This is a genomic window from Streptomyces sp. STR69 (assembly GCF_024519455.1).
GTDB lineage: Bacteria > Actinomycetota > Actinomycetes > Streptomycetales > Streptomycetaceae > Streptomyces.
The window spans coordinates 250,095-259,664 of record NZ_JALJRY010000003.1 but is presented as its reverse complement, the minus strand read 5'-3'; the positions used below and the strand labels follow the sequence as shown (position 1 = coordinate 259,664).

At 72.3% G+C, this 9,570-nt stretch carries 9 protein-coding genes and 1 pseudogene; 5 read left to right on the top strand and 5 right to left on the bottom strand.

The features are described 5' to 3' along the window. Nucleotides 1-243, top strand: a pseudogene (locus OC490_RS07470) (TetR/AcrR family transcriptional regulator); the annotation flags it as partial. A gap of 7 nt (nucleotides 244-250) precedes the next feature. Here the strand turns inward: OC490_RS07470 and OC490_RS07465 are convergent. Further along, nucleotides 251-1,387 carry an FAD-dependent oxidoreductase gene (locus tag OC490_RS07465; protein WP_262057015.1) on the bottom strand — a complete coding sequence of 379 codons (1,137 nt, stop codon included), beginning with the start codon at nucleotides 1,385-1,387 and terminating at the stop codon, nucleotides 251-253. 47 nt (nucleotides 1,388-1,434) lie between these two features. Next, nucleotides 1,435-2,109 carry a TetR/AcrR family transcriptional regulator gene (locus OC490_RS07460; RefSeq protein WP_262057014.1) on the bottom strand — a complete coding sequence of 225 codons (675 nt, stop codon included), beginning with the start codon at nucleotides 2,107-2,109 and terminating at the stop codon, nucleotides 1,435-1,437. A gap of 140 nt (nucleotides 2,110-2,249) precedes the next feature. Between OC490_RS07460 and OC490_RS07455 the strand changes: the two genes are divergently transcribed. Continuing rightward, the gene (locus tag OC490_RS07455) at nucleotides 2,250-3,284 is read left to right on the top strand and encodes a LacI family DNA-binding transcriptional regulator (RefSeq protein WP_262057013.1); all 1,035 of its coding nucleotides are present in this window, start codon (nucleotides 2,250-2,252) and stop codon (nucleotides 3,282-3,284) included. A gap of 203 nt (nucleotides 3,285-3,487) precedes the next feature. After that, nucleotides 3,488-4,924: an aldehyde dehydrogenase family protein gene (locus tag OC490_RS07450; protein WP_262057012.1), complete on the top strand. Its 1,437-nt coding sequence runs from the start codon at nucleotides 3,488-3,490 to the stop codon at nucleotides 4,922-4,924. A 9-nt stretch (nucleotides 4,925-4,933) separates the two neighbouring features. Here the strand turns inward: OC490_RS07450 and trxA are convergent, their stop codons facing one another. Next, nucleotides 4,934-5,320: a thioredoxin gene (gene trxA, locus OC490_RS07445; RefSeq protein WP_262057011.1), complete on the bottom strand. Its 387-nt coding sequence runs from the start codon at nucleotides 5,318-5,320 to the stop codon at nucleotides 4,934-4,936. 122 nt (nucleotides 5,321-5,442) lie between these two features. On the opposite strand from trxA, the gene OC490_RS07440 reads away from it, so the two are divergent. Next, nucleotides 5,443-6,873, top strand: coding sequence for a dihydrolipoyl dehydrogenase family protein (locus OC490_RS07440; RefSeq protein ID WP_262057010.1), 1,431 nt, complete (start codon nucleotides 5,443-5,445; stop codon nucleotides 6,871-6,873). 37 nt (nucleotides 6,874-6,910) lie between these two features. On the opposite strand, the gene OC490_RS07435 is transcribed toward OC490_RS07440, so the two are convergent. Beyond that, nucleotides 6,911-7,555: a peptide deformylase gene (locus OC490_RS07435; protein WP_262057009.1), complete on the bottom strand. Its 645-nt coding sequence runs from the start codon at nucleotides 7,553-7,555 to the stop codon at nucleotides 6,911-6,913. A gap of 161 nt (nucleotides 7,556-7,716) precedes the next feature. Between OC490_RS07435 and OC490_RS07430 the strand changes: the two genes are divergently transcribed. Beyond that, nucleotides 7,717-9,111, top strand: coding sequence for a PepSY-associated TM helix domain-containing protein (locus OC490_RS07430; protein ID WP_262057008.1), 1,395 nt, complete (start codon nucleotides 7,717-7,719; stop codon nucleotides 9,109-9,111). Between the two features lie 63 nt (nucleotides 9,112-9,174). On the opposite strand, the gene OC490_RS07425 is transcribed toward OC490_RS07430, so the two are convergent. Continuing rightward, nucleotides 9,175-9,522, bottom strand: a complete 348-nt coding sequence (locus tag OC490_RS07425) for a tetratricopeptide repeat protein (RefSeq protein WP_262057007.1) — start codon at nucleotides 9,520-9,522, stop codon at nucleotides 9,175-9,177. Between the last annotated feature and the right edge of the window lie 48 nt (nucleotides 9,523-9,570).

Sequence of the window (9,570 nt, the reverse complement as noted above, 5' to 3'; positions counted from 1 at the left end):
CCGGACCCGACCCGCCGCTTCTCCCACACCGCGCTCCTGGCGCTGCGCACCCACGTCACGATGCTGCTCCGGCAGATCCTGCCCGACGCCGACTGCGAACTGCTCTCCCAGCCGCTCATGGCGTATCTCGACCCCGCCCTGATCAACCATCTGACCAGGCAGTGCGGGATGCCCATGGAGCGTCTTGAGGCCGGCTGGATCGACCTCGTGGCCCGCGTGACCGCCACGCCGCCGCCCTGCTGAGTCCGGCTCAGCCGAAGGAGGCGAACATGTCGAGGATGCCCTGCGGGGCGTCGTCGCGGAACATCATTTCCCCGCTCGCCGCCGAGTCCGCCGCCGACTCCTCGCTGCGCGGGAAGAGCTTCTCCTCGTAGGCGGCGAGCGCGGCCTCGGTGTCGCCCGGGTGCGCGGCCAGCGCGAGGCCCAGTTCGGCCGCGTCGAGCATCGCCAGATTGGCGCCCACGCCCGCGAACGGCGACATCAGATGGGCCGCGTCGCCCAGCAGCGTGACCCCGGGCACCCGGTCCCAGCGGTGCCCGATCGGCAGCGCGTGGATCCGCCGCGGGGTCAGCGGTCCTTCGGCGTCGCCGAGCAGCGCCTGCAGAGTCTTGTCCCAGTCCTCGAAGTGCCCGAGCGTGTACGTCTTCGCCGCCTCGGTGTCCGTGAAGTCGACGCCGTCGAACTCGTCCTCGGGGACGGCGAGCGCCACGTAGATGTGCAGGCTCCCGTCGGTCTCGCGGTGGCCCAGGAAGCCCTTGCCCGCGCCGAGGGCCATCAGCATGCCGGCGCCGACGACCTCGGCGCTCACCGGATGCCGCAGGTCGGCGTCCGGCAGGTCCGCCTCGACGAACGAGATGCCGGTGTACGCGGGCAGAGCGTCCGAGAGCAGGGGCCGCACCCTGGACCAGGCGCCGTCCGCGCCGATCAGCAGGTCGGTGGTGAAGGAGGTGCCGTCCGTGAGCGTCACCTCGTGCCGTCCGCCGTCCAGCGGGCGGGCGCCGGTGATCTTCGCGCCCCAGCGGACGGTGCCTTCGGGGAGCGAGTTCAGCAGCAGGTCGCGCAGCTGGCCGCGGTCGATCTCCGGGCGCCCGCCGGTGCCGTCGTCGGGGTCGTCCAGCAGGACCGTGGCGGCCCGGTCGAGGACGCGGGTGGCCTCGCCGCCCGTGTTGACCAGCGCGCGGAACTCCTCGTACAGACCGGCCGCGCGCAGCGCCGGCTGACCCGTGTCGTCGTGGATGTCGAGCATGCCGCCCTGGGTGCGCGCGGCGGGGGAGGCGTCCAGGTCGAAGACAGCGGCCTCGATGCCGTTGACGTGCAGGACCCGCGCGAGCGTGAGCCCGCCGAGTCCGCCGCCGATGATCGCGAGGGGGTGGTGGGGGGTGGTCATGGTGAACCTCCTTGGAAAGGGCGGGAGTTGAGGGGGAGTTCGGGGTGTCAGTCGGGTACGGCGGTCCGCTCGATCCCGGTGATCAGCGCCTGGAACCTCCAGGACAGGCGGGCCAGGGGCGCCCCGGAGAGGAGGTCGCCGGAGCGGGCGGCGATGTGCGGGTGGGTCCGGTCGGAGACGTTGCGCAGGGCGTCGGTCAGGGTGTCCCAGTCGTCCCGGGCGGTGTCCTCGGCCGAGTGCTCTGCGGCCGTCGCGGTGGCCTGCTGGAGCAGCAGGTCCACCCCCCAGGCGGCCTGCGCGGGCGGGACGCCTCCCTCGTCGAGCAGGGCGAGCAGGGTCTCGATGAGGTTCAGGTAGTGCGGGCCGCTGGGCCAGGCCGTCAGTGCCGAACGGGCGAGGCTCGGGTGCTCGAAGAGCATCGCGGTGTACGCGGTGAGGACCTGTTCCACGCGTTCGCGCCAGGTGCCCTCGGCGGGGACGGGCCCGATCGTGCCGAGCAGTTCGTCGAGGACGGCCGCGTGCAGCTCCGCGGTGTTGCGGACGTACACGTACAACGAGGCCGGTCCGGTGTCGAGCTCCTGGGCCAGGCGCCGCATGGTGACCTTCTGCAGACCTTCGGCGCGCAGCACCGCCACCGCGGCGGCGACGATGGCCGCCCTGCTCAGGGCGGGTTTCGCCGGGCGTTCACGGCGGCTGCGCGGGGTGTCGGGGCGAGCTGTCATGCCTCCACGGTAACGAACATGTTCGCCCCGAACAAGTTCGTGACGAACGTGTTCGTAAAATCCCGGACCATGTTGCAGTTGTGACGACCGTTCCCCCGCCGCGCTGCCCGCCCCCGGCTTCTGCCAAGATGCCGTACGTCATGGTGCAGATACCGAAAACGCCCGCATCCCCGTCGCCCGCACCGCGCTCGGTCCCCACGAGCGCCGATGTGGCCCGCCTGGCCGGCGTCTCACGCGCGACCGTCTCCTACGTCCTCAACAACACCAGCGCCGTACGGATCAGCGAGCCCACCCGCCGCCGCGTCCACGAGGCCGCCAAGGAACTCGGGTACGTCCCGCACGCGGCGGCCCGCAGCCTGCGCGCCGGACACAGCCGGATGGTGCTGATGCCGGCGCCGGCCATGCAGGTGGGGCTCCTCTACAGCAAGTTCATCAACGAACTCCAGTGGGCGCTCAGCCGCCTCGACTACACGGTCGTCCAGCACGGTTCTGTGGGTCTGCGCGGCGACGAGGCCGCCCGCGCCTGGGCCGAACTGCGCCCGGTCGCCGTCCTGGTGCCCGGCGCCGGACTCGGCCCGCAGGGCGTCGCGGTCCTCAAGCGCTCCGGGGCGCGGGCCGTCATCACCCTCGGCCCCGAGCCGATCGAGGGCGCCCACGTCCTGCTCCTGGACCACGAGGGCGTCGGCCACTCCGCCGGCACGCACCTCTACGGCCGCGGCCGGCGCCGGATCGGCGTGGTCGTGCCCGAGGAGCCGGGCATGGGGATCTTCTCCCGGCCCCGCCTCGCAGGCGTGCGCCGCGCCCTGCTCGGCACGGACGCCACGGTGACCGAACTCCCGCTCGCCTACAGCGAGGAGAGCGCAGCCAAGACCGCCGCCCAGTGGGACGCCCTCGGCCTCGACGCGGTGTTCGCGTACAACGACGAGTACGCGATGCTGCTGATGCGCGCCCTCCAGGACGAAGGCATCCGCATCCCCGAGGACACCGCCGTGATCGGCGCCGACGACCTGATGATCGGCCGGCTGCTGCGACCACGTCTGAGTACCGTCCACATCCAGCTCCCGTCCGGCAGCGACCTCGCCGAACTGGTCGACAACGCGGTCCGCGACCCCGGCTCGGTGCCGGGCGTGCACGAACTGCTCAGCGCCTCGGTGGTGCACCGCGACTCCAGCTGAGAGCCGAACCGGATCCGACGGCCGCGGAACGGGGCGAGCACGCCGTACGCGACTAGAATGTTGCAGGCTCAACCAGATGGGGGTGCGTTCGACCCCGGACGCGGTCCAGACGTCTGCGCCGGATCACCGCATCCCGTCACACGCACGATCCGGGACTCCAACTACCAGCGCGGGTCCCGCCGTTGACGGAACGGAGAGCCGCCATGCCCCTGCTCGACCCCAAGATCTGGCAGTCCCGCACCCTGTCGGGCCCTGAGTACCCGGTCACCGAGCCCGCCACCGGCGACCCGCTCGCCACCGTCACGCTCGCCGCGGCCGAGGACATACGCCCCGCCGTACAGGCGGCAGGTGCCGCGCAGACCGAATGGGCGCGCGTCCCGCACTTCGTCCGGGCCGGAGTGCTGCGCCGGGCCGGCGATCTGTTCGCCGCGCACGCCGAGGAGTTGCGCGAGTGGCTCGTCCGGGAGTCCGGGTCGATCCCCGGCAAGGCGGACTTCGAACTGCACGTCGCCGCCCAGGAGTGCTACGAGGCCGCCGCGCTCGCCTCCCGCCCCACCGGACAGGTCCTCCCCTCCGAAGCGCCGAGGCTGTCGTACACCCGCCGTGTCCCGGTCGGGGTCGTCGGCGTGATCGCGCCGTTCAACGCGCCGCTGATCCTCTCCATCCGCTCGGTCGCCCCGGCGCTCGCGCTGGGCAACGCGGTCGTCCTCAAGCCGGACCCGCGTACGGCGGTCTGCGGGGGACTGGCCCTCGCGGCGGTCTTCGCGGAGGCCGGCCTGCCCGACGAACTCCTCCAGGTCCTGCCCGGCGGCGCGGAGGTGGGGGCCGCACTGGTCGCCGACCCGCAGGTGCCGGTCATCTCCTTCACGGGTTCAACCGCCGCCGGGCGCGCGGTCGGTGAGGCGGCCGGGCGCCATCTCAAGCGCGCACACCTGGAGTTGGGCGGGAACTCCGCCCTGATCGTGCTGGCGGACGCCGACCTGGACGCGGTGATCTCCACGGCGGCCTGGGGTTCGTTCTTCCATCAGGGCCAGATCTGCATGACGACGGGCCGCCATCTCGTCCACGAGTCGCTCTACGAGGAGTACGTCGAACGCCTCGCCGCCAAGGCCGACTTGCTCACCGTCGGCGACCCGCACCGAGCGCAGGTCCACCTCGGGCCGATCATCGACGGCGCCCAACTGGCCAAGGTGCACGGCCTCGTTGAGGCCAGCACCGCCAGTGGCGCCAGGCTCGCGGCGGGCGGCACGCACGAGGACCTCTTCTACCGGCCGACCGTCCTCGCGGGCGTCGTCGACGACACCCCCGCCTACGCGGAGGAGGTCTTCGGCCCGGTGGCGCCGGTCCGGTCCTTCGCCACCGCCGAGGAGGCGGCGGCCCTGGCCGCGACCGGACCCTACGGTCTCTCGCTCGGCATCGTCACGCGCGACGCGGCCCGCGGCCTGGACCTGGCGGAACGCATTCCGACCGGGATCGTCCACATCAACGACCAGACCGTCAACGACGAGGCCGTGGCGCCCTTCGGCGGGGTCGCCGCGTCCGGCACCGGCGCCCGCTTCGGCGGCGAGGCCAATATCGAGGCCTTCACCGACGTACGCTGGACGACGGTGCGCGGAGACGTGGCGTCGTACCCGTTCTGAGCGTTGCGCTCACTTACCGTTCTGCTCGGCCTGCGCCTGCTGCTCGGCGACCGACTTGCGGACCTCGTCCATGTCGAGCTTGCGGGCCTGGCCGATGACATCCGTCAGGGCGGCCTCCGGCAGCGCGCCGGGCTGGGCGAACACGGCGACACGGTCACGGACGATCATCAGCGTGGGGATCGACCGGATCTCGAAGGCCTGGGCCAGCTCGGGCTGGGCCTCGGTGTCGATCTTGCCGAAGACCAGGTCCGGGTTGTCCTTGGCGGCCTTCTCGTAGACCGGGGCGAACTGACGGCACGGCCCGCACCAGGACGCCCAGAAGTCGATCAGGACGAAGTCGTTGTCCGTGACCGTCTGGTCGAAGTTCTCCTTGGTGAGCTCCACGGTGCTGCTCATGACGTGATTCCCTCTTCCTCGATGTGGGGGCGAAGCCGTCCCGGACAACACGGCCGTCCGGGCCCGTATTCCGCGCCCCTACCCGTGTGGCCTCCGCGCACACCACCCAGCAGACTGGCCCCATGACGGAAACGGAATCCATCGTGTACGACGTCGTGGTGGTCGGGGCCGGGCCCGTGGGGGAGAACGTCGCCGACCGCACCCGTGCGGCCGGTCTCTCCACCGCGGTCGTGGAGAGCGAACTCATCGGCGGCGAGTGCTCGTACTGGGCCTGCATGCCCAGCAAGGCCCTGCTGCGCCCGGTGATAGCCCGCGCCGACGCCCGCCGCGTGCCCGGCCTCGGCCACCTCGTCCAGGGCCCCCTCGACACCGCCGCGGTACTCGCCCACCGCGACTACGAGGCCTCGGGCTGGAAGGACGACGGCCAGGTCCGCTGGCTCGACGGCATCGGCGCCGACCTCTACCGCGGCCAGGGCCGCCTTGACGGCCCCCGCAAGGTGACGGTGACGGGCCCCGACGGTGTACGGCACGTCCTCACCGCCCGGCACGCGGTCGCCGTGTGCACCGGCACCCGCGCCCTCCTCCCCGACCTGCCCGGACTCGCCGACGTCAGGCCGTGGACCAGCCGCGAGGCCACCAGCGCCAAGGCCGCGCCCGGCCGGCTGATCGTGGTCGGCGGCGGGGTGGTCGCCGTCGAAATGGCCACCGCCTGGCAGGCGTTGGGCTCCCGGGTCACCCTCCTCGTCCGCGGCAAGGGCCTGCTGCCCCGCATGGAACCCTTCGCCGGCGAACTGGTCGCCGACGCGCTCACCGAGGCGGGCGTCGACCTGCGCACGGGCACCTCCGTCACGTCGGTGACCCGCGAGAACGGCACCGTCGTCGCCGTCACCGACAGCGGCGACCGCATCGAGGCCGACGAGATCCTCTTCGCCACCGGACGCGCCCCGCAGACCGACGACATCGGCCTCGACACGATCGGCCTGGAACCGGGCTCCTGGCTGACGGTCGACGACTCCCTCCGTGTCGAGGACAGCGACTGGCTGTACGCCGTCGGCGACGTCAACCACCGCGCCCTCCTCACCCACCAGGGCAAGTACCAGGCACGCATCGCGGGCGCCGCGATCGCCGCCCGCGCCGTAGGCGTCCCGCTGCTGGAGACCGACCCCTGGGGCGCCCACGCGGCCACCGCCGACCACGACGCCGTACCGCAGGTCGTCTTCACCGACCCGGAGGCGGCGGCCGTAGGCCTCTCCCTCGCCGAGGCGGAACGGGCCGGCCACCGGGTCCGCGCCGTCGACGTCGAGTTCTCTTCGGTCGCAGGCGCCGGCCTCTACGCCGACGGCTACCGGGGCCGCGCCCGCATGATCGTCGACCTCGACGACGAGACCCTGCGCGGCGTCACCTTCGTGGGCCCCGGTGTCGGCGAACTGATCCACTCCGCGACCATCGCCGTCGCCGGCCAGGTCCCGATCAACCGCCTGTGGCACGCGGTCCCGTCCTACCCGACGATCAGCGAGATCTGGCTCCGCCTGCTGGAGGCCTACCGGGGCTGAACACCCCTGACGCCCTACGGCAGTTGAAAGCGCTTCGCTACGGCAGCTCGAAGCCGAGCGCAGCCGACGCCTCGACCGGTGTCGGCTGCGCCCAGCGCTCCGCCATCGCCTCGTTGGACGACAGTGAGCGCAGCTCGGCCCGGTCCAGGTAGAGCAGGCCGTCGAGATGGTCCGTCTCGTGCTGCACGATCCGCGCGGGCCACCCGGTGAACACCTCGTCCACCGCCCGCCCGTGCTCGTCCTGCCCGGTCAGCCGCACCGACGCGTGCCGCGCCACTACGGCCTGCCAGCCCGGCACGCTCAGGCACCCCTCGAAGAACGCGGCCCGACCGTCACCGACCGGCTCGTACGACGGATTGACCAGCACCCGGAACGGCTGCGGCACCCGCCCGCGCACCACCCGCACCTCGTCCGGCACCGGCGCCGGATCCTCGATCACCGCGATCCGCAGTTCCACCCCGACCTGCGGGGCCGCGACGCCCACACCCGGCGCCGCGTGCATGGTCACGCGCAACGCCTCGACGAACCGGGCAAGCAGCGCGGGTTCCAACTGGCCGTCGAACAGCTCGGTGCCGCGCCTGAGCACCGGGTCACCGGCCGAGACGATGGGCAACGGACCGCCGGCGGCGAGGAGTTCCTCCACCCGCTCGGCAAGGGGCGCGCGATCACTGGGAAGTGCCATCGCGCCAGGATGCCATGATCTCCGGCCCGGCCCGAAGTGACGCACGCCACTCCAACCCGCGGGAACTCGGTGCCTCCACCCGCCGACTACTGGACCACTACGGCTACGACAGACCAACCCCGCCCACCGCCCCGCCCCCTGCCACCCGGAGAAGCCCGCCCATGTCCACCGCTCCCTCGACCGCCCCGGCCGAGGTCCCGCAGGAGCCCGCCCCGGCACCGTCCCCCAGCCGCTGGGCCCCGCTGCGCCCCCTGATCCTGCGCCTGCACTTCTACGCCGGAGTGCTCGTCGCCCCGTTCCTGCTCGTCGCCGCCACCACCGGCTTCCTGTACGCCGGCGCCTTCCAGGCCGAACGGATCGTGTACGCCCATGAGTTGACCGTCCCGGTCGGCGACCGCGAGCTGCCGATATCGCAGCAGGTGGCCGCCGCCCGCAAGGCACACCCCGAGGGCACGGTCTCGGCGGTCCGGCCCTCCCCGGAGGCGGGCGCCACCACCCGCGTCATGCTCGCCGGCGTCGAGGGCGTCCGCTCCGACCACACCCTCGCGGTGTTCGTCGACCCGTACACCGGGAAGGTCCGCGGCGCGCTGGAACAGTACGGCTCGACCGGCGCGCTCCCGCTGCGCACCTGGATCGACGACCTCCACCGCAATCTCAACCTCGGCGAAACCGGCCGCCTGTACAGCGAGTTCGCCGCGAGCTGGCTGTGGGTCATCTCGGCCGGCGGTCTGGTGCTGTGGTTCTCCCGCCGCCGCGCCCTGCGCAAGCTGCGCGGCACCAGCGGACGCCGCCGCACCCTCGGCCTGCACGGCACGGTGGGTGTCTGGGCCGCCGCAGGGTTCATCTTCCTCTCGGCGACCGGACTGACCTGGTCGACGTACGCGGGCGCCAACATCGACGAACTCCGCACCTCCCTGGGCCAGTCCACGCCCTCGGTGTCCGCCGCGGCGAGCGGTGAACACGCGGGCCACGGCGGCTCCACCGCGACCGGCGACGCCGAACACGGCGTGGGCCTCGACAAGATCCTCGCCGCGGCGCGGGCCGAGGGACTGGGCAACCCCGTCGAGATCGTCCCGCCGGCCGACGCCGACTCGACGTACGTCGTCAAACAGGTGCAGCGCAGCTGGCCCGAGAAACAGGACGCGGTCGCCGTCGACCCCACCACCGGCAAGGTGACCGACGAACTCCGCTTCGCCGACTACCCGTTGCTCGCCAAACTGACCCGCTGGGGCATCGACCTGCACACCGGTGTCCTCTTCGGTCTCGTCAATCAGATAGCCCTGATGCTCCTCGCCCTCTCCCTGATCCTGCTGATCGTGTGGGGCTACCGCATGTGGTGGCAGCGCGGCCGGGGTTCCTCCTTCGGCCGCCCGATCCCGCGAGGTGCCTGGGCGCAGGTGCCCCCGTTGCTCCTCGTCCCCGCCCTGGCGGTGATCGCCGTACTCGGCTATTTCGTCCCGCTGTTGGGGATCCCGCTGGCCGCGTTCATCGTGGTGGACGTGGTGCTGGGCGAGATGGCCCACCGGCAGGGCCGCCGGACGTACGCCAAGCAGTGACACACGCGGAGGGGCCCGGTTCCGTCACGGAACCGGGCCCCTCCGCGCGTCGGTCGACGCGTCTCAGACCTGTTCGAAGTCACCGGCGAGCGCCGAGGCGATCCGCAGATGCGGGCCCGCCTCCTCGTGCCGGCCCTGCCGCTCCAGCGTGCGGCCCAGCATCAGCCGCGCGTAGTGCTCCACCGGGTCACGCTCCACGATGACACGCAACTCGGTCTCGGCGCGCCGCAGTTGGGCCGAGTGGTAGTAGGCGCGCGCCAGCAGCAGGCGCGGTCCGGTCTGCTCCGGCACCTCTTCGACCAGCCCGCCCAGCACCCGGGCCGCGGCGGCGTAGTCCTTGGCGTCGAAGAACATCTGCGCGCGCTCCCAACGCTCCGCCGGTGTTCCGTGGTCGTAGTACGTCATGTCCACTTGACCTCCTTCGACCCACTCAACGGACCTTGTTGGTTGAATATTCCA